This window comes from Acinetobacter sp. ACIN00229 (assembly GCF_016106645.1).
GTDB classification, from domain to species: Bacteria; Pseudomonadota; Gammaproteobacteria; order Pseudomonadales; family Moraxellaceae; genus Acinetobacter; species Acinetobacter oleivorans.
On the sequence record NZ_JADWOM010000029.1, the window covers coordinates 1 to 21,296 of the forward strand.

At 39.4% G+C, this 21,296-nt stretch carries 17 protein-coding genes and 2 pseudogenes; 4 read left to right on the forward strand and 15 right to left on the reverse strand.

The window, feature by feature from the left end; all coding sequences use genetic code 11:
- Positions 1-69: 69 nt before the first annotated feature.
- From I7H67_RS18485 to I7H67_RS18495, 3 genes are all read right to left on the reverse strand, one after another.
- Positions 70-1,572, reverse strand: coding sequence for a cation:proton antiporter (locus I7H67_RS18485; RefSeq protein WP_004789435.1), 1,503 nt, complete (start codon positions 1,570-1,572; stop codon positions 70-72).
- Between the two features lie 241 nt (positions 1,573-1,813).
- A complete protein-coding gene (locus I7H67_RS18490; protein WP_005310083.1) occupies positions 1,814-2,713 on the reverse strand; it encodes a neutral zinc metallopeptidase in 900 nt (299 codons plus the stop codon).
- A 26-nt stretch (positions 2,714-2,739) separates the two neighbouring features.
- The gene (locus I7H67_RS18495; RefSeq protein WP_013196985.1) at positions 2,740-3,669 is read right to left on the reverse strand and encodes a DUF808 domain-containing protein; all 930 of its coding nucleotides are present in this window, start codon (positions 3,667-3,669) and stop codon (positions 2,740-2,742) included.
- A 207-nt stretch (positions 3,670-3,876) separates the two neighbouring features.
- Between I7H67_RS18495 and trpS the strand changes: the two genes are divergently transcribed.
- Together trpS and I7H67_RS18505 are read left to right on the forward strand one after the other, a co-directional pair.
- Positions 3,877-4,890 (forward strand): tryptophan--tRNA ligase, encoded by a 1,014-nt coding sequence (gene trpS / locus I7H67_RS18500; protein WP_004789430.1) that lies wholly within the window; start codon positions 3,877-3,879, stop codon positions 4,888-4,890.
- Between the two features lie 338 nt (positions 4,891-5,228).
- Positions 5,229-5,396 (forward strand): annotated as a pseudogene (locus I7H67_RS18505) (flotillin domain-containing protein); the annotation flags it as partial.
- A gap of 283 nt (positions 5,397-5,679) precedes the next feature.
- On the opposite strand, the gene I7H67_RS18510 reads toward I7H67_RS18505, so the two are convergent.
- The 11 genes from I7H67_RS18510 to sdhC form a co-directional block, all read right to left on the reverse strand.
- Complete coding sequence (locus I7H67_RS18510; RefSeq protein ID WP_198308551.1) at positions 5,680-6,411, reverse strand: hypothetical protein; 732 nt, start codon at positions 6,409-6,411, stop codon at positions 5,680-5,682.
- Positions 6,412-6,788: 377 nt separating this feature from the next.
- Positions 6,789-7,679, reverse strand: a complete 891-nt coding sequence (gene sucD / locus I7H67_RS18515; RefSeq protein ID WP_003655479.1) for a succinate--CoA ligase subunit alpha — start codon at positions 7,677-7,679, stop codon at positions 6,789-6,791.
- Positions 7,680-7,693: 14 nt separating this feature from the next.
- Positions 7,694-8,860 carry an ADP-forming succinate--CoA ligase subunit beta gene (gene sucC, locus I7H67_RS18520; RefSeq protein WP_003655470.1) on the reverse strand — a complete coding sequence of 389 codons (1,167 nt, stop codon included), beginning with the start codon at positions 8,858-8,860 and terminating at the stop codon, positions 7,694-7,696.
- Between the two features lie 146 nt (positions 8,861-9,006).
- Positions 9,007-10,440 (reverse strand): dihydrolipoyl dehydrogenase, encoded by a 1,434-nt coding sequence (gene lpdA / locus I7H67_RS18525; protein WP_005036509.1) that lies wholly within the window; start codon positions 10,438-10,440, stop codon positions 9,007-9,009.
- Between the two features lie 61 nt (positions 10,441-10,501).
- Positions 10,502-11,692: a 2-oxoglutarate dehydrogenase complex dihydrolipoyllysine-residue succinyltransferase gene (gene odhB, locus I7H67_RS18530; RefSeq protein WP_004789424.1), complete on the reverse strand. Its 1,191-nt coding sequence runs from the start codon at positions 11,690-11,692 to the stop codon at positions 10,502-10,504.
- Entirely contained in the window at positions 11,692-14,532 is a 2,841-nt protein-coding gene (locus I7H67_RS18535; protein WP_004789422.1) for a 2-oxoglutarate dehydrogenase E1 component, read from the reverse strand. Before I7H67_RS18535 ends, odhB begins: the two co-directional genes overlap by 1 nt.
- Before the next feature lie 157 nt (positions 14,533-14,689).
- Positions 14,690-14,818, reverse strand: coding sequence for a hypothetical protein (locus tag I7H67_RS18545; RefSeq protein WP_002116082.1), 129 nt, complete (start codon positions 14,816-14,818; stop codon positions 14,690-14,692).
- Positions 14,819-15,101: 283 nt separating this feature from the next.
- Positions 15,102-15,812: a succinate dehydrogenase iron-sulfur subunit gene (locus I7H67_RS18550; protein WP_005310066.1), complete on the reverse strand. Its 711-nt coding sequence runs from the start codon at positions 15,810-15,812 to the stop codon at positions 15,102-15,104.
- A gap of 14 nt (positions 15,813-15,826) precedes the next feature.
- Positions 15,827-17,662: a succinate dehydrogenase flavoprotein subunit gene (sdhA, locus tag I7H67_RS18555; protein ID WP_005310063.1), complete on the reverse strand. Its 1,836-nt coding sequence runs from the start codon at positions 17,660-17,662 to the stop codon at positions 15,827-15,829.
- Positions 17,663-17,674: 12 nt separating this feature from the next.
- Entirely contained in the window at positions 17,675-18,040 is a 366-nt protein-coding gene (gene sdhD / locus I7H67_RS18560) for a succinate dehydrogenase, hydrophobic membrane anchor protein (protein ID WP_003655454.1), read from the reverse strand.
- Positions 18,040-18,441, reverse strand: a complete 402-nt coding sequence (gene sdhC / locus I7H67_RS18565; RefSeq protein WP_081399112.1) for a succinate dehydrogenase, cytochrome b556 subunit — start codon at positions 18,439-18,441, stop codon at positions 18,040-18,042. Before sdhC ends, sdhD begins: the two co-directional genes overlap by 1 nt.
- A gap of 497 nt (positions 18,442-18,938) precedes the next feature.
- Between sdhC and I7H67_RS19855 the strand changes: the two are divergent.
- Together I7H67_RS19855 and gltA are read left to right on the forward strand one after the other, a co-directional pair.
- Positions 18,939-19,019: pseudogene (locus I7H67_RS19855) on the forward strand (hypothetical protein); the annotation flags it as partial.
- A gap of 364 nt (positions 19,020-19,383) precedes the next feature.
- Positions 19,384-20,658 (forward strand): citrate synthase, encoded by a 1,275-nt coding sequence (gene gltA, locus I7H67_RS18570; protein ID WP_004789414.1) that lies wholly within the window; start codon positions 19,384-19,386, stop codon positions 20,656-20,658.
- A gap of 80 nt (positions 20,659-20,738) precedes the next feature.
- Here the strand turns inward: gltA and I7H67_RS18575 are convergent, their stop codons facing one another.
- Complete coding sequence (locus I7H67_RS18575) at positions 20,739-21,224, reverse strand: DUF1289 domain-containing protein (RefSeq protein ID WP_005310058.1); 486 nt, start codon at positions 21,222-21,224, stop codon at positions 20,739-20,741.
- Positions 21,225-21,296: the final 72 nt, after the last annotated feature.

Sequence of the window (21,296 nt, forward strand, 5' to 3'; positions counted from 1 at the left end):
AGGTAATATTTCACTATTACACTAAAACCTAATTTGTAAATCTTATATAAAATTTAAAACCGCAAATATTTAGAAATTATCCGGGCTCTCAAATCGTTTTACTTCTTGTAACTTATTCGGGTCATGCATTGTTGCAATTCCATCTTCAGTTTTTTGATCAACCAGAATATCCGGGTTAAAAACGGTAATTGTTTCTCTACCTAGAGCATCCTCGCCAACAATATATTGAAAGCCTCTTCGATTCATCTTATGACACAATCGTTGATAGAGACCTTTTAAGCCTTCGGTTTCTTCATTCGGATTGTAATAGAAAGCATTCATCACAGCTGGTAAACCCAGACCACATACGATGCCTGATAACAACACACTAATAAAAGTATAGCCAATCAGGATACTGCTATAAGGACTTAATGCAGGAATATTGGCAACCGCCAAAATCAATGCAAGTGAAATCCCCCCTCGTACACCACCCCAAGATAAAATGGTCAAGCTACCATTATAACTTTTCATTTTCCGCATATTCGGGAAAAAGGCGAAAGCCATGAAGTTGGCTGCAAAACGAGAGATATGTAGGATAAAGAACGCAACAATACCGCCTAAAATTAGGCTAAAGTTTAAATCAAGAATAAATAACTCCAGACCAATTAAAGTAAATAGGAATGAGTTGATGATTCCTTCTACGGTATGCCAAAAATGATTAACTTCTTGAATCTCTCGCTCTTCTCGTATTTCTTTCCATTTGTTTCCAACAATTAAACCACCTATTACACAGGCAATCGGTGCTGATGCATGGGCAAACAAAGCCACTAAATATGCTCCACTCGCAAGCAAAGCTGTTGTCAAAATCAGGGACTCCATTTCGTGTTTACCACGTAATAGACGCAACACCCCTACCCCAAATGCCCAACCAATCCCGACCGCAACAACAATTTCATAGAGTAGAGCTTCTAGTGTCGCCATTAACGAGAAATGTTCACCCTGTAAAACATTGAGTAAGGTCATAAACAATGCAATACACATTGCATCATTAAAGAGTGACTCACCTTCCAGCTTAACAATTAAATGATGCGGTGCACGAATCGAACTAAGTACACCTTTAATACCAATAGGGTCTGTTGCCCCTAAAGCTGCACCTAAAAGTAAAAGCACCAGAATTGGCACATGATATCCAACCAATAGTTGGAATCCGTAGAGCAATCCACCAAATAAAACGGCGCAAATGACTAATGCAATGGTGGCCAAAATACTAATTTGCTTCCAGTAACTTTTTAAATCAGAAATTTTAAATTTAAGTGCTGAAGAAGTTAAAATAAAACAGATGACACCATTAATTAAAAAATCATAAAAATCGATATGGCGCACGGCTTCTTCAATATTATGAATATTAATGGTAATAAACTGGTTACCGTTTAGCAGGCTTGCGCCCCATTGCAAAATAAAGACAAAAATTGCTGAGACCAGCGGCACACCAATAGCCTGAGGAAAGCCTAAAATGCGCTTATTGAAGATCGTGGTTGCGATTGATAGCGCAAAAACCACTGTGAATGCTTGTAGTAGAAAAAAATTACCCATGAATACCCTTCTTCTGGGTCAACGACCAAATAAGAGAAACTTTGTTAGATCGACCAAACTTAATAAAAAACTGGCATGAAGAATGCCACAATCATAAAAACAGAAATTAGGACACAAGTTTAACGAATTGATTGAACAATCTATCACTCTGTTAAATTTCTTAACATTATTTATAGTTATGATCTAAAGAAAAACGGATGAGCTTGTTTAACATGTTTAACAAGACTCATCCTAGAAAAGATTAAACTGGATTATTAAAAGTATCGCATTGGTTAATATCGCCAGTTTTTAAACCAACCTGAAACCAGTGCATTCGTTGTTCACTACTACCATGCGTAAAGCTATCTGGAACAACCTGACCAGTAGAGCGCTTCTGTAAATAATCATCTCCAATTTTTTGGGCAGCATCCATCGCTTCTTCAATATCACCTTGCTCTAAAAATTGAGTACGTTGCTGATTATGACTCGCCCAAATACCCGCTAAACAATCAGCTTGCAATTCTTGGCGAACAGATAATTGATTACCTTCTCTTTGGCTCGCTTGTGCACGGGCTTGTTGTACTTGTGAAGAAATCCCAAGCAAGGTTTGAACATGGTGCCCTACCTCATGTGCAACCACATAAGCTTGAGCAAAATCGCCTGCCTGATCCTGTCTTGAAAGTTCAGTTTGGTTTTGCTCACCAGAAATTCCCATTTGCTGACGCATATCTTTAAAGAATTCTGTATCAATATAAACCTTCTGGTCTGCTGGACAATAAAATGGTCCCATTGCAGATTGAGCAGTACCGCATCCAGATTGAATCATCCCACTAAATAACACCAATCTTGGTGGCGTATATGTTTTACCTAACTGTTTAAATATAGGAGTCCACGTATCCTCTGTATCAGCCAAAACAGTTCCAACAAAATCAGAGGCTTCTTTTTGCTCGGGTGTTAAACTTTCTGGTGCAGTTGCATTTGACTGCTGTGATGCAGTGACTTGCTGAGTTGCCTGATAAGCTTGTTGTGGATCAACCCCAAAAAACTTCCACGCAACAAATGCAACAACCAAACCAATAATGCTGATACCACCTGCTCTAACACCGCCACCACCTCGACGGTCTTCCACATTGGTACTAATTCGACGACCTTTCCAGCGCATAATTTCCCTCTTATTTTAGAATGGCATCATGAACCCGATGCTTTTTTTGGCCACATTTTTTGTATTAAACTCACAATTAATAGAACAATTGCACCTGCAACCAGTCCTATTCCAAAATTAATCAGTGTCGGTGTTAAAGCACCAATAATATTGCCTACTGCTGGTATCGTTTCTACATGGTCCACTGTGTTTTCAGTTAAGTGATGAAGTAGTGGAATTGTATGATTAATAATTCCGCCACCAACTAAGAACATTGCAATGGTGCCTACGATTGAAAGTAGTTTCATTAAAATAGGTGCAAAAGCTAATAAACCTCGACCTATAGTTTGCTTGAATGAGGTAGTTTGCTTAGTTAAATATAATCCCAAATCATCAATCTTAACAATCATGCCAACTAAGCCATAAACACCAATTGTCATAACAATAGCAATAATACTAAGTACGCTTACCTTAGTCATTAAACTAGCTGTAGCCACGGTGCCTAAAGAAATAACAACAATTTCAGCTGATAAAATAAAATCTGTTCGAACAGCTCCTTTTACTTTTTCTTTTTCAAAATTTGCTAAATCTAATTCTTCACTATCAAATTCTGCTTTTGCTTCTTCTGATGTAGATGGCTTTTTATGCATAATGGTATGAAGAACTTTCTCCACCCCCTCATAACACAAAAATAAACCTCCCAACATTAATAGCGGATTAATCAGCCAAGGCGCAACCACACTAATCAACAATGCTAAAGGAACTAAAATAAGTTTATTAACAAATGAGCCTTTAGCCACTTTCCAAACAATAGGTATTTCACGATCTGCACGCACACCTGTAACTTGTTGCGCATTTAAAGCTAAATCATCGCCTAAAACACCAGCAGTTTTCTTTGCTGCCATTTTGCTCATTAAAGCAACATCATCTAAAATTGTTGCAATATCATCTAGTAATAAAAGTAAGCCACTTGCCATTTCTTATCCAAGTTTGTATTTATTAGGCTATTGTAAGATGATTTTTTTCAATTTCTGTAATTTTACTGAATAAATTCACAATATTATTTTAAGAAAAGTTTAACCAATCGCTGACGAATTTTTTTTATTTCCCGTACAATAATGCCAATCTTTTATATTGCAGGGCTTACTACCCCTGATTAAGCCAATAAGACAGTGGAATAAATAATGAGTAATGTTGATCAGCGTCCAATTATTTTGACAGGCGACCGCCCAACCGGACAACTTCATCTTGGGCATTTTGTCGGTTCTTTGCGTTCTCGTGTAGGTTTACAGGATAGCCATCATCAACATCTCTTGTTAGCAGATGCACAAGCCTTAACAGACAATGCAGACAACCCAGATAAAGTCCGTCGCAATATTTTGGAAGTTGCTCTAGATTATTTAGCTGTAGGCATTGATCCAACAAAAACCACGATTTGCGTACAATCATGCTTACCAGCACTGAATGAGCTTACTATGCTCTATCTTAACTTCGTGACGGTTGCACGCTTAGAGCGTAACCCGACCATTAAGTCTGAGATTCAAATGCGCGGTTTTGAGCGTGACATTCCGGCTGGTTTCCTCTGCTACCCTGTTGCACAAGCGGCAGACATTACTGCTTTTAAAGCGACTGTGGTTCCAGTGGGTGAAGATCAAATTCCAATGATTGAACAAACCAATGAAATCGTACGTCGAGTAAACCGTCAGATTGGTCAAGACCTTTTACCTGAATGTAAAGCTTTGCTTTCAAATATGGCACGCTTACCTGGTTTTGATGGTAAGGCAAAAATGTCTAAATCATTAGGTAATACCATTGTTTTAAATGCTTCTGATAAAGACATTAAAAAAGCTGTAAATGCAATGTATACCGACCCAAATCATCTTCGCATTGAAGATCCAGGTCAGGTTGAAGGAAATATTGTATTTACTTACTTAGATGCATTTGATCCAAATAAAGAAGAAGTTGAAGAGTTAAAAGCACACTATCGTCGCGGCGGTCTTGGTGATGGAACTGTTAAAAAACGCCTTGAAGGTGTTTTGAAAGAATTGATTAGCCCTATCCGTGAACGTCGTGAAGAACTTGCTAAAGATCCTGACTACATTATGGATGTTTTACGTCAAGGTACAGATAAGTGTCGTCTTATTACTCAACAAACCTTAGATGAAGTTAAAGATGGTTTAGGATTATTTAAATTCTAATTCCTTTAAAAACTAAAAGCCCTTCGGGGCTTTTTTTTATGCTTATTTTATTCATAGCATAATTTTTTAGAATTACTAATGTATTGACGACTATTCACATGCTTTTACCCTATTAACGTGAAGTAACACTTATTAACGCTAATAGCGATGAAGAATTTCTTAACTATCTCTATTATTCATCATGTAGGTTACATGATATGAACCTCACGACATTTCTCCTTAAACCGAAACTGTTTTTACAGATTCGTTGTTCTACGCAATGATCACCCCAATCATTGCGTATTTTTTTGCCTATAATAATGTTGGCAATTTAGGGTGAAATTCAACCGAATTATAGTAATGCTTCTGTTGAAAATTCTCAAACTTCTTTGTCTGATCAAGTGGTGAATAGCGCGCTACGCTATCGCTCACAAGCGCCTTTGATTGATAACTTAATGAATGGATTGGGCTTACAAAGTAGTGATGGCAATGGTTTGACTCAAGGGTTGAAATCAAAAGCTAAGTAAGGGTGATACACTCTGTTTAGTACTCCTATTTCAATGTAGACCGAAATGCTAAATGTTCGATCTACAATTTTCATCTTCCGTTTCACCCATTCCTATGGTGAAAATGAGTAATTAGATACCAAGTTCAGTATAAGGTTAGTAAAATATCAAATAGGGGCATCTCTGCCCTTGAATTAAATCACGCATTGAAAAAGTATAGCGAAGCGGATGCCCAACGTTTAATAAGAAAGGTGCTGACTACTAGCGACATCTTGATGGATGAATAAACGTGAGGGAATAAGCTTTATGGACTAGAAGCTGGTAGTAAAGAAATTTGTTTAAGAGACTCGCGTTTTGCCCCAAGTTCGCGAAGCTTTTCCATAAAACTAGATTCTTTTATTGGTAGACCATCAATGATTTTCCCTACTTCAGCGTTGATGATAGCAGCAACAATCAATCCACCGATTGCTCCCCCTGCAGCGCCAGCTCCTGCGGCTTGACCGTAGCTCACATTTCCTGAGGAAAAGTTCTTACCAATTATGGCGCCAGTAGCACCTCCTACTGCGCCAGCTGTGGCAAAGGATACCAGACTAACCTTATGGGATGCAGATTCTTTAGTATAAGCTAGAGTATTACACGTCACATTGTCAGATGGAACTTCAACAGGTACTGCCTTTGTTGTGAAGTAGCGATAAATTTTGACTGGCTCCTTAGGGTCTTTTGGTAAGTAAAAGCCACCGTCAGTTGCTGCAGGTTGTCCTGGTATTGATGGATAGTCTGGGCTTCGAATTGAAATACTACCAGGTGCCCCTCGAAAGAATGTGCCCTTTTCATCTATCTTTTCTGACCAATATGGCCCTCTTTCTAGACGGGTGGTCCACTCCACATTGAGTGGACCATAGAGCCCTGTAGTTGAAAGAGGCTCTTTGAGGAAAATACAAGTAAGTTCAACTGGTGTCTGTAACTTTTCTGGATTTGTGGCACACCCCGAAATTAAAGTGCAAAAGAGAGTCACACTAGATATTTTCACATACATGACGATTGCCTTTGTCATTGATATTTTTTGTAAGGATACAACTAGTCTACTAGATTTTATTTAGTAGACTAAGTCCATGAATACTCCAATTATATTTCCCAGTAAAAAACCAATATCTCCATTGGGGTTTTAAGATTAAAATCTAATGAATGAGGCTAAACATTTCTCTTTAAAAGGGAATATTTATAAGCAATTGAATATTAAATTATTCATGAAAATTGGTATTAGTCATAAGGCTCTTCTTTTTCATCTTAAAGAATGAAAATAGGAAATATATGGAATTTAAATATCATTCAAAAAAATTAATATCATTTCATTTTAATAAAAAACCCCAATGTCTCCATTGGGGTTTTTTTTAAAGATCAAAATCTAACGAATTATGCTAAACCTTTCTCTTTTAAAACTTGTAACATTGTTGAACCAAGCTCAGCTGGGCTACGAGTGTAAGCCATTCCCGCGCGTTCAAATGCAGCGAATTTCTCTTCTGCAGTACCTTGACCACCAGAAATGATCGCACCAGCGTGACCCATACGCTTACCTTTAGGTGCAGTTACACCAGCAATGTAACCTACTACAGGCTTAGTCACGTTAGATTTGATGAATTCAGCAGCTTCTTCTTCCGCTGTACCACCGATCTCACCGATCATGATGATTGCATCAGTATCTGGATCGTCTTGGAACAATTGAAGAGCTTCGATTTGGTTCATACCTGGGATTGGGTCACCACCAATACCGATACAAGTAGACTGACCTAAACCAAGCTTAGTTGTTTGAGCAACAGCTTCATAAGTCAATGTACCTGAACGCGAGATGATACCAATACGACCTGGTTGGTGAATGTGACCAGGCATAATACCAATCTTACATTCGCCTGGAGTGATCACGCCTGGGCAGTTAGGACCAACTAAACGAGTACCGTTACCGTTAGTTTCTAAGTAGCGTTTTGCTTTAAGCATGTCGATTGTTGGAACACCTTCAGTGATCACAACGATTAGGCCAACACCTGAATCAACCGCTTCAACGATAGAATCTAAAACGAATGGAGCTGGTACATAAATTACAGATGCATCTGCATTTGTTTCACGTACAGCTTCTTTCATTGTGTTGAATACTGGCAAGTCAAGGTGAGTAGTACCACCTTTACCTGGAGTAACACCACCAACAACTTTTGTACCGTAGTCTAAAGCTTGTGCAGAGTGGAAAGTACCGTTTTTACCAGTAAAACCTTGTACCAATACTTTAGTGTCTTTATTAATTAATACGCTCATGATTGATACTCCCCTTACGCTTTAACTGCAGCTACAACTTTTTCTGCGGCATCAGACAAGCCGTTCGCAGAAATTAATTTCAAACCAGATTCATCAAGTAATTTAGCACCTAACTCAGCGTTGTTACCTTCTAAACGAACAACAACTGGAACAGTTACGTTTACTTCTTGAACCGCTGCAATAATTGCTTCAGCAATCATGTCACAACGTACGATACCACCGAAGATGTTAATTAAAACACCTTGTACAGATGTATCAGCAAGGATGATTTTGAACGCTTCGATTACGCGCTCTTTAGTTGCACCGCCACCAACGTCAAGGAAGTTTGCAGGCTGACCACCATAAAGTTTAATGATGTCCATAGTTGCCATTGCAAGACCAGCACCGTTAACCATACAACCGATGTTACCTTCTAAAGCAACATAGTTAAGATCAAATTCAGATGCTTTTAATTCACGCTCATTCTCTTGAGATTTGTCACGTAAAGCAGCAACTTTAGGTAAACGGTAAAGCGCGTTAGAGTCGATACCAACTTTTGCATCTACACATAAAATATCGCCATTTTCACGAACTGAAAGTGGGTTAATTTCGAATAATGCAAAGTCATTTTCTACAAATGCTTGGTAAGCAGCAGCCATAATTTTAACAAATTGGCTGATTTGCTTGTCTTTCAAACCTAATGCAAACGCAACTTCGCGCGCTTGGAATGGTTGTAAGCCAACTAATGGATCAACTTCAACTTTGATAATTTTTTCTGGAGTTTCTTCTGCAACTTTCTCGATTTCTACACCACCTTCTGTAGAAGCCATGAAAGTAATACGACGGCTAGAACGGTCTACAACCGCGCCCAAGTAAAGCTCACGCTCAACTGGGTATACGTCTTCAGCAACAATAATGCTGTTTACTGGTTGACCATTTGCATCTGTTTGATACGTTACAAGACGAGTACCAATAATGTTATTTGCAAACTCGATAACATCTTCTTTAGATTTTGCAACTTTAACGCCACCAGCCTTACCACGACCACCAGCATGAACTTGCGCTTTCATTACCGCGAATTTACCACCAAGCTGTTCGAATGCAGCAACTGCTTCGTCTGCATTGGTTGCCAAGATACCTTCTTGTACCGGCATACCATATTCTTTCAATAACGCTTTAGCTTGATACTCATGTAAGTTCATTTAGTTACCTACTTAACTTTGTTTGTTGTCTTCAATTTGCGCAACATTCTCATGTTGTATATGCAAATTGCTGTCTACTCTATCACCTTGATGTTTTTTTAATCACACCATCAAATGTGAAAAAGAGCGGAGAACCGCTCTTTATTTTATTTACGCTTACGTTGAATCGCGTGAATTGCACGACCATCTACAGCAAGTGCAGCTTCATGAACAACTTCAGAGAATGTTGGATGACCAAATGTCATTAACTGAAGATCTTCAACAGAAGATACAAATTCAAGAGCGATCATACCTTGGTGTACGATATCAGATGCAGCAGGTCCAATGACATGCATACCTAATAAACGGTCAGTTTTTGCATCAGCAACAAACTTAACAAAACCAGCACCTTCACCCGCAGCTAAAGCACGACCATTTACAGCAAAACCGAATTGACCAGTTTTAACTTCATGACCTTTTTCTTTAGCTTGTTCTTCAGTTAAACCAACCCATGCCGCTTCCGGATGTGTATAGATAACAGAAATGATTGTGTCATAGTTCACTTGAGCTGCATGACCGTGAATACGCTCAACAGCCATTACACCTTCTTCCATTGCTTTATGAGCAAGCATTGGACCACGAACCAAGTCACCAATTGCATATACACCTTCTACAGAAGTTGCACAGTAATCGTTTACTTCAACTAAACCACGTTCAGTCAATTTAATGCCTGAATCATCTGCCAATAAACCTTCTGCATAAGCTTTACGGCCTACACAAACGATTAATTTGTCAAAAGTTTGAGTTTTTTCTTCGCCACCTTGGGTGTATTTAACAGTCACTTCGCGACCATTGATCTCAGTACCAGCAACTTTAGCGCCAATACGAATATCAAGACCTTGCTTAGTTAAAAGTTTTTGGTAGTCTTTTGCCAAAGCTTTATCAGCCATTGGTAAAAATGCATCCATTGCTTCAAATACAACAACTTCAGCACCAAGACGACGCCAAACAGAACCAAGCTCTAAACCGATTACACCAGCACCAATAACACCTAAACGTTTAGGTACTTCTTGGAAGTTTAATGCGCCAGTTGAATCAACAATAATATCTTGATCTACAGGAGCTACTGGAATATTTACAGGCACAGAACCAGACGCAAGAATCACGTATTTAGGTTCTAAAACTTGAGTTTCACCTTCGTGCGAAACAAACTCAACTTTTTTACCAGCAAGTAATTTACCAGTACCTTTTAACCACTCAATACCATTGCCTTTAAGCAATTGATCGACACCACCAGTTAATTGGTCAACAACTTTGTCTTTACGAGCAAGAAGCTTAGCAAGATCAAAATTCACTTCACCTGTAGTAATACCGTGATCAGCTAAATGATGCACTGTATCTTCATAACGATGAGAAGAATCAAGTAAAGCTTTCGAAGGAATACAACCTACGTTTAAGCATGTACCACCTAAAGATGGCTTACCGTTGTGAATACGTTTTTCGATACAAGCGACTTTAAAACCTAGTTGAGCAGCACGAATTGCAGCTTCATAACCACCAGGACCACCGCCAATAACAACAAGATCAAATTGTTGAGACATTGTTTATCTCCATGGTCCGAGATAGAGGATCACTCTATCTCGGTAATATTATTCGAAGAAATTAAAGATCAAGGATGAGTTTAGCTGGCTCTTCTAACAATTCTTTGATTGCTACCAAGAAACCTACTGCTTCTTTACCATCGATCATACGGTGATCATAAGAAAGCGCTAAATACATCATTGGTAAGATTTCAACTTGACCATTTACAGCCATAGGACGCTCTTGGATTTTGTGCATACCCAAGATACCAGTTTGCGGCTGATTCAAAATTGGAGTTGAAAGTAATGAACCGAAAGTACCACCGTTAGTAATAGTGAAAGTACCGCCAGTCATTTCTTCGATAGATAATTTACCGTCACGTGCTTTAGCAGCATACGCACCAATACCAGCTTCAACTTCTGCATAGCTCATACGATCAGTATCACGTAATACTGGTACAACAAGACCACGATCAGAAGATACTGCAACACCGATGTCATAGTAACCGTGATAAACAATATCGTCGCCATCAATTGACGCATTTACCGCAGGATAGCGTTTAAGTGCTTCAGTTACAGCTTTAACAAAGAATGACATGAAGCCCAAGCGAGCGCCATGGCGTTTTTCAAACGCATCTTTATATTGCTTACGCAATTCCATGATTGGCTTCATGTTAACTTCGTTAAATGTAGTTAACATTGCAGTTTCTTGAGTTGCAGAAAGAAGACGCTCAGCTACACGCTTACGTAAACGAGTCATTGGAACGCGTTTTTCGATGCGCTCACCAACAGCTACGCTTAACGGAGTAACGTTAGCAGCTGGTTTAGCTTGATGGTTTGCTACATCTTCTTTAGTGATACGACCACCGCGACCAGTACCTTGTACGTCAGCAGCAGCAATACCAGTTTCAGACAAAGCTTTACGAACTGCAGGAGCTTGACCAGATACAGCTTCAGTGCGCTCAACAACAGGAGCTGCACCAGCTTGAGTTTGAGCAACTTCTTGCTCTACTGCAGGAGCAGCTGCCGCACCAGCACCAGCTTCAAACTGAGCAATCACTTCGTCAGAAAGAACTGTATCGCCTTCACCTTTAATGATTGCAACTAAGCTACCATCTGCAGGAGCAACCACTTCTAAAACAACTTTGTCGGTTTCAATATCACAGATCACTTCATCACGTGATACAGGTTCACCCACCTTTTTGTGCCAAGTTGCGATGGTTCCATCTGCAACAGACTCTGGGAATACCGGTGCTTTAATTTCGGTTGCCATTATTGAGAATCTCCTGATTGTTCAGCTTCGATTGCCAATGCATCATTAATTAGCTGAGCTTGTTGTTTTGCATGCAAGTACGGTGAGCCACAAGCTGGTGCAGCAGAAGCTTCACGACCTGCAAAACTGATACGGATTTGTTTGCCAGATTTTAAGATATCGTCGTATAAACGCGGTGCGATAAATAACCAAGCGCCTTGGTTCTTCGGCTCTTCTTGTGCCCAAACAAGTTCTTTCACGTTTGGATATGCAGCTAAGATTTCCGCAAGACGTTGTTCTGGGTATGGATATAACTGTTCAATGCGTACGATTGCGACGTTAGTTAAGTTTTGTTCACGACGTTTTTCGAGTAAGTCGTAATAAACTTTACCACCACAAAGTACAAGACGAGTTACATCTGACTTGTTAATTTGGTCGATTTCGTCAATTACAGTTTGGAATGAACCATTTGCAAGCTCTTCTAAAGTAGAAGTCGCAAGTTTATGACGAAGTAAAGATTTCGGTGACATTACGATCAATGGCTTACGAATTGGGCGTACAGCTTGACGACGTAATGCATGGAAAATCTGTGCAGGTGTCGTTGGAGTGATCACTTGCATGTTATCTTCAGCACATAACTGTAAGAAACGTTCTAAACGAGCTGATGAATGCTCTGGACCTTGACCTTCGAAACCGTGTGGTAACAACATTGTTAAACCACAAACTCGTTCCCACTTAGTCTCGCCAGAAGCAATGAACTGGTCAATTACAACCTGAGCACAGTTTACGAAGTCACCAAATTGTGCTTCCCAAATAATTAAGCTCTTAGGAATTGTAGTTGCATAACCATATTCAAATGCAAGAACAGCTTCTTCAGATAATAAAGAATCGTAAATTGCAAAACGAGGCTGGTTTTCTTTAACGTGACAAAGCGGAATATACGTTGAGCCATCTACCTGATTATGCAATTTTGCATGACGGTGCGAGAATGTACCACGCCCAACGTCTTCACCAGTAATACGAACAAGGTAATCTTCATCGATCAAGGTTGCGTAAGCTAAAGTTTCAGCAGCACCCCAGTTCAATGCAGTTTCACCAGTTTGCATTTTCACACGATCTTCAATTACTTTTTGCACTTGACGCTGCATAACAAATCCTTCCGGAAGTTTGCTCATGCCCTCGCCTAATTCTTTTAAGCGATTTAAGTCAAATGAAGTATCCCAATCGTCTGTGTAGTCATGGCCCAAATAAGGTGTCCAATCAACAAACATTTTTGTATTTGGTTCAAGCACCAAAGCATTTGCTACATGGTTTCCGGCTTCTAAATCTGCACGGTAATCTTCAACCATTTGGTCTGCTTCAGCACGATCAATTACTTTGTTTTGAACAAGTTGATCTGCATAGAGTGTACGAGTTGTTGCTTTTTTAGCAATCACTTGATACATCAATGGTTGTGTACCAGACGGCTCATCTGCTTCGTTATGACCACGACGACGGTAACAGAACAAGTCAAGTACTACGTCTTTACGGAATTCGTGACGGAAATCATGTGCTAATTGAGTAGCAAAGATTACTGCTTCAGGATCATCGCCATTCACATGGAAAATTGGCGTCTGAATCATTTTTGCAACGTCAGTACAATATTCAGTAGAACGCGCATCACGTGGATCAGAAGTTGTAAAACCAACTTGGTTGTTCACGATAATGTGTACAGTACCACCAACCGTATAGCCACGAGTTTGTGACATCTGGAAGGTTTCCATGTTCACACCTTGACCTGCAAATGCAGCATCACCATGAACAATCACTGGTAATACGTCATCACCGCCGATGTCTCTACGACGCACTTGACGTGCACGCACAGAACCTTCAACTACAGGACCAACGATTTCCAAGTGAGATGGGTTAAATGCTAATGCCAAGTGAACTTCGCCACCAGGAGTCATTACATTACTTGAGAAACCTTGATGGTATTTAACGTCGCCAGAACCTTTCTTATGAATAGCTTTACCTTCAAACTCGCCAAACAAGTCTGCAGGGTTTTTACCCATAATATTAACAAGAAGGTTTAAACGGCCACGGTGTGGCATACCAATAACAACTTCTTTACAACCAACAGCACCAGCACGTTGAATGATTTCATTCACCATAGGAATAAAAGATTCACCACCTTCTACACCAAAGCGTTTAGCACCAACGTATTTATTGCCTAGGTATTTTTCAAGTCCTTCTGCAGCGGTTAAACGCTCCAGGAACCCTTTCTTTTGATCATTTGTAAAATTAAGCTGACCACGAACACTTTCAAGACGCTGTTGAATCCAACGCTTTTCTTTTGTGTCCACGATATGCATATATTCAACACCGATTGAACCACAATAGATTGCTTCCATTGCTTCAATCATTTCAGCAAGCGTCGCTTCGCTCTTACCGATCTCAAGATTACCGGTATTGAATACTGTGTCTAGATCTGATTTGGTTAAACCGTGAGCTGAAAGCTCTAAATCTGGAATCTCTTCACGCTTAGCAAGACCTAATGGATCTAACTTAGCTTTTTGATGTCCGCGATTACGATAAGCAGCAATAAGTTGTAAAACGCCAATTTGACGACGTTCATGCTCAGTACTTACCGTACTTTGTACAACAGGTTGAACACGATTAGCATTACGTCCTAGTAATAGGAATTGCTCACGCACAGCGCCGTGTGGTTGGTCACCCTTTGGATATTTATCGAAATATTGGCGCCAGTCCTCAGCTACAGAGGTTGGGGAAGACAGGTACTGCTCGTAAAGTTCTTCAATATACGCTGCACTATCAGCGGAAAGTTCAGTGTCAAGACGCAATGCGTCAGCAACTTCTTGCATTTGTGGACCCATTTCCTATTGCAAAAAATATTACAGGCTGCCTTTTAAGCACACCCATGATGCATAATGCCAAATTGGTAAAAAAGGCATTACTTACCCAACAGGTCTTCAAGACCATGGGGCGTCATACTACCTAGAGAGGAAACTCCATAGGTAATTAATGAATCACAACACCCTCAATGGCATCATCACTCACCTTATACTCGATTAAAACCGAGCAATTTTTTGCAAATCTTTTTAGAAAAATTAACTTTAAAATTAACTTTTCTAAAATGACTTTAACCATAAAAATTAAGCACAGATCTAAGATTGTGCTACTTAAATTAATTTCACTAGTATACGCTTTTTTCACCTATAACTTTGTGGCAAATCGTATCATGTTCTTAACGAACGATTGATTTTTTTGACACATACCACCTATAAATTGGCGAAATACATATGCGATTTTATCTTTTAATATATGGTGCAATATATAAAAACCTCATCTTTTTCGACCAAAGTCTAAAGTTTACATTATAAAGTTAAAAAAAAACGCACATCAAGGATGTGCGTTCTCTATTTGTGCAGAATTAACCCGCTTGATCTAATAGCATATTACGGATGTGACCGATTGCTTTTGTAGGGTTTAGACCTTTAGGACATACTGACACACAGTTCATGATACCTTTACAACGGAACAAACTGAATGGATCGTCAAGACGAGCCAAACGGTCTGCAGTTGCAGTATCACGAGAATCGATAATAAAACGGTATGCATTCAACAAAGCTGAAGGACCCAAGAACTTGTCAGGGTTCCACCAGAATGATGGACATGAAGTTGAACAACATGCACAAAGAATACATTCATACAAACCATTTAAGTGTTCACGCTCTTCAGGAGATTGTAAACGCTCTTTAGGTGGAGCTGGTTGGTTATTGATCAAGAATGGCTGAATCTTGTCATATTGATCATAGAATTGGTTCATATCAACAACCAAATCTTTAACTACCGGCAAACCTGGTAACGGACGAATTACGATTTTCTCTGGTAAATCATTTAGGTTTTCTAAACAAGCTAAACCATTTTTACCATTGATATTCACACCATCCGAACCACAAATACCTTCACGGCAAGAGCGACGGAATGTTAACGTTTCGTCTTGAACTTTCAATGCAAGCAATGCATCAAGCAACATGCGGTGCTTGTCAGTCAATTCAAGCTTGAAAGTTTGCATGTACGGCGCTTTATCCTTATCAGGATCATAGCGGTAGATTTCGAATGTACGAGTACCTCTACTCATCTTTATACTCCCGATTAGAATGTACGTGGTGCTGGCGGAATTGCATCAACAGTCAACGGTTTGAAGCGCACTGGCTTATATTCCAAACGGTTATCTGATGAATACCATAACGTATGTTTCATCCACTCATCATCACGGCGACCGTATGAATAAGTTGGGTGATCAGCTGGTAATTCATAATCAACTACAGTATGCGCACCACGACACTCTTTACGCGCAGCAGCTGAAATTAGAGTTGCTTTTGCAACCTCATACAAGTTTTCAACTTCAAGCGCTTCAACACGTGCAGTGTTAAATACTCTAGATTTATCTTTTAAGTGGATATTACGCACACGTGGCTCAAGAGCAAGAATCTCTTTTACACCCTTATCAAGCAATGCTTGAGTACGGAATACACCAGCGTGATCTTGAACGATATCACGAATTGCATCAGCAACTTCTTGAGCATTTTCACCAGAAGTTGAGTCATCCAACTTACGTACGCGAGCAAGTGTTTGCCCTAATACATCTGTTGGAAGAGGTGCATATTCATCACCATGATGCTTAGTTACGTAATCGATAATGTGCTCACCAGCAGCTTTACCAAATACAACCAAGTCAAGAAGTGAGTTAGTACCTAAACGGTTTGCACCATGTACTGATACACAAGAACATTCGCCAATTGCATAGAAACCTTTTACAGGTTTAGTGTAGTTGTCTGTACCCACTTCAGGTAAGCACACTTGACCATGCATATTCGTAGGAATACCACCCATTTGATAATGGATTGTTGGTACTACAGGAATCGCTTCTTTTGTAATGTCAACGTTCGCGAATTTTTTACCAATCTCAAATACAGATGGTAAACGTTTCATGATTGTATCAGCGCCTAAGTGAGTCATATCAAGTAAGATATAATCACCTTTTGGACCACAACCACGACCTTCTTTAATTTCTTGGTCCATAGAACGTGAAACGAAGTCACGTGGAGCCAAATCTTTTAAAGTCGGTGCATAACGTTCCATGAACGGTTCGCCGTCTTTATTACGAAGGATTGCACCCTCACCACGACAACCTTCAGTCAACAATACACCAGCGCCCGCAACACCCGTTGGATGGAATTGCCAGAATTCCATATCTTGTAATGGAATACCAGCACGAGCAGCCATACCAAGACCGTCACCAGTGTTGATATAAGCATTTGTTGATGCACGGTAAACACGACCAGCACCACCAGTAGCAAATAATGTCGCTTTTGCTTGGAATACTGAAATGTTACCAGTTTCTTGGTCAATTGCTGTTACACCAAGAACATCACCAGCTTCGTTACGAATCAAATCAAGAGCGATCCACTCAACGAAGAATTGAGTACCCATTTTCACGTTGCTTTGATAAAGCGTGTGCAATAATGCATGACCTGTACGGTCCGCAGCTGCACAAGCACGTGGAACTGGTTTATCACCATAGTTAGCAGAGTGACCACCGAACGGACGTTGGTAAATTGTACCATCAGCGTTACGGTCAAACGGCATACCCATGTGTTCAAGTTCATACACAACTTTTGGTGCTTCACGACACATAAATTCAATTGCGTCTTGGTCACCTAACCAGTCAGAACCTTTTACTGTATCGTAAAAATGGAAATGCCAGTTATCTTCTTGCATATTACCTAACGACGCACCGATACCACCTTGAGCAGCTACAGTGTGCGAACGTGTCGGGAAAACTTTAGTGAGTACTGCAACTTTCAAACCTGCTTGAGCAAGTTGGTAAGATGCACGCATACCAGAACCACCACCACCAACGATAACTGCATCGAAAGTGAGGTTTTGAATATTTGAATAATCTTCTTTAGGGGTTATCGCGCCCATGATGTCTTCCTATCAATTCGCCCAGAAAATCTGGATACCCCAGATTGCGTACACAAACACTGCAATAATGACAGCCGTCGTCAGTACAAGGCGTAAACCTTTCGCTGAAGGACCCATTTGACGAGTAGTGACATAGTCAGTAAAAACTTGCCACATACCAATCCATGCGTGTGCGATAAGCGATAAAATTGCCAATAAAGAGAAAATCTTCATTGGTAATGTCATCATGAAACCAGCCCATTGTTGATAGTCAAATCCACCTTTGCAGAGAATCCAACCCAAAAGAACAACAGTATAGGCTGCAAGTACAACCGCACTTACACGCTGGATAAACCAATCACGAGAACCTGAACCAGTTAAACCTGTAGCACTTTTCATTAGAACATAATCCATATAAAGGCTGCGATAATAGCTACCACAGATAAGATCAATGAAATTGTCGCTGCTATACGACCACTTTGCAGTTCTTCAGCAAAACCTAAATCTGCAAGTAAGTGCTTTACTCCAGCAATAAAGTGGAATAACAAGCCGGCTACAAATACCCAAACGATAAAACGCACAAGGATATTTCCAAACACGACATTTTTAACGTAGTCAAATCCTTCTGGTGAAGATAATGATTTATCTAAAATCCATAATAGAACTGGTACTAATAAGAAAACGATGACACCTGATAAACGGTGTAAAATTGATGCAATAGCCACGGGTGAGCGTAAATTTACCGCTAACACCTGACCCATGGACAAATTGACAGGTCTGTTGCTTTTCACAGCGGGCATCCTGTAGGTAGAAACTCCGACCGGAGTTTGTTGAATTAATTCCAAGGAAAGCTGGCATTGTTAGGCAAGCACAGCTCATGCCTAACCTATAAACGACACTGAATTATAAAACGCGAAGTATCAAAATACAAACAATCCACTTTCCCATTTAAGCAAAAAACAATTAAATAAGAATCATTAACAATGATATCACCCTGTTAACCCTATTAAAATCGCATGCAGAGTTTCATCATGTTATTGTTTAAAATAACTTTTTATTTAATTTCATTTTTTCTGCAATTTCTTTTAAATAAGCAAATTTTAGACTAAAGATAAAGTCATAAATTCATCATATAAATAGAAAAATGTTAGTAACTGCTCATATTTTCAATAAAAGCTACAATTCAATTAAGTGAAGTTAGTTGGATTCAATACAAATTAGTCAATCTAAAATACATTTGAGAAAGCAATTTTTATTGAAAATAAAATTTTTAATTATTTTAAAGCTGTTCAATTAGCTATTTTTTATACAATTAAACTTAAAAAAACATCAACATTCTTTGTTACAACTAAATAAAAATAGAGTTTTTTTTGATTAGCAATTTTAAATTACACCATGAGTTTTATGATTTTTTTAATTGGATTGGCATTTTCTACCGACTTACCATTCCTCATCTTAATTTAAAAATTTGCTTACAATTGTACTGATACTTCATTTTTTTTCTGCACGTTCTAGTTGAATTGACTTATTATACCATCCCGATGCAGTGATTTTACTGACTTTTTTGCTCGGGTCTTGATGACTAACTCTCTGTGAGAACGTTATTTTTTATCCATAAGTATAATTGACAAAATTTCAGTACTCACTAATCTTATAGCAAATTTTGACACCGTCTGATTCGCACATGAGAACATTAGGATTTCGAGTCAGATCAACATTCACCAGGACAGGAGATCTATTGAATGTCTGAAGCAAATGGCAAAAAAGCCGTATTACATCTTGATGGCAAAGAAATTGGTTTACCAATCTACAGTGGCACTTTAGGTCCAGATGTAATTGATGTCAGCAGCATATTGAAAGAAGGTCATTTTACTTTCGATCCTGGTTTTATGGCGACAGCTGCATGCGAGTCTAAAATTACGTTCATTGATGGTGACAAAGGTATTTTATTACACCGCGGTTACCCAATCGACCAGTTAGCAACTCAAGCAGACTATCTTGAAACTTGTTATTTATTATTAAATGGCGAGCTCCCAACTGCTGAACAAAAAACAGAATTTGATGCCAAAGTTCGTGCTCATACTATGGTTCACGACCAAGTTAGCCGTTTCTTCAATGGTTTCCGTCGTGATGCTCATCCTATGGCGATCATGGTTGGTGTTGTTGGTGCATTATCTGCGTTTTATCACAACAACCTCGACATTGAAGACATCAATCACCGTGAAATCACTGCGATTCGTCTAATTGCAAAAATTCCAACGCTTGCTGCTTGGAGTTACAAATACACAGTAGGTCAACCATTCATCTATCCACGTAATGACTTAAATTACGCGGAAAACTTCTTACACATGATGTTTGCTACTCCTGCTGACCGTGATTACAAAGTAAATCCTGTTCTTGCTCGTGCAATGGATCGTATCTTCACGCTTCACGCTGATCACGAACAAAATGCTTCGACATCTACAGTACGTCTTGCTGGTTCTACTGGTGCAAATCCATACGCATGTATCTCTTCAGGTATTTCTGCGCTTTGGGGACCTGCTCACGGTGGTGCAAACGAAGCTGTTCTTAAGATGCTTGATGAAATCGGCAGTGTAGAAAATGTTGCTGAGTTCATGGAAAAAGTAAAACGTAAAGAAGTTAAACTCATGGGCTTCGGTCACCGTGTGTACAAAAACTTCGACCCACGTGCTAAAGTCATGAAACAAACTTGTGACGAAGTTCTTGAAGCATTAAATATCAATGATCCTCAATTAGCGCTTGCTATGGAACTTGAACGTATTGCATTGAACGACCCGTACTTTGTTGAACGTAAACTTTATCCTAACGTAGACTTCTACTCAGGTATCATCCTTAAAGCGATTGGTATCCCAACAGAAATGTTTACAGTAATCTTTGCTCTTGCACGTACAGTAGGTTGGATCAGCCACTGGTTAGAAATGCACAGCGCACCATACAAAATCGGTCGTCCTCGTCAGCTTTACACTGGCCCGACTCAGCGCGACATCAAACGTTAATATTCGAAAGAAAATTAATGATAAAAAAGCTGCCTTCTGGCAGCTTTTTTATTGTGATATTTTCAATTCAATTTTAAAACTTATTCTTCATCAAACACGCTTAATAAATGATGACTAATTCCATCGGCTCTTAACCAAGCCAACTCATAACTCGCTTTAGCCAAAGCTAGAACACGTCTTTCAAATTCAACCCAGATTGTTTTGACTTGAGGTTCTGAAATACCCAAACCACTTTCTGTTGCCAGATGCTTATTTTTTTCACATATTTTTAAAGCATGATAAAGCTTGCGACCTTTACTCGCCCCTTCCATCAACCGAACACGCTTACTTAAAATAAATCCCTCTACATGCTGTAAGTTCGCATGAGGCAACATAGGTACTAGGATTTGATTCAACTGATCATCTAAGCGCTTCCACACAGCCAAGCGTTGCTCTGCTGTATACGTATTCCATTGAATCACTTCATGGTTAAAACGGCGACAACCACGGCACACCTGATCACCAAAAACTGTTGAACAACGCCCTGCACATGGGGTGAGAGAGAGCATTCGATGATCATTACTCAAAACAAACTCCTTAAATAAACCATATACTTTTTATGGTTTTCTCGCTTATTACACATTTTCGCGCTAAAATAT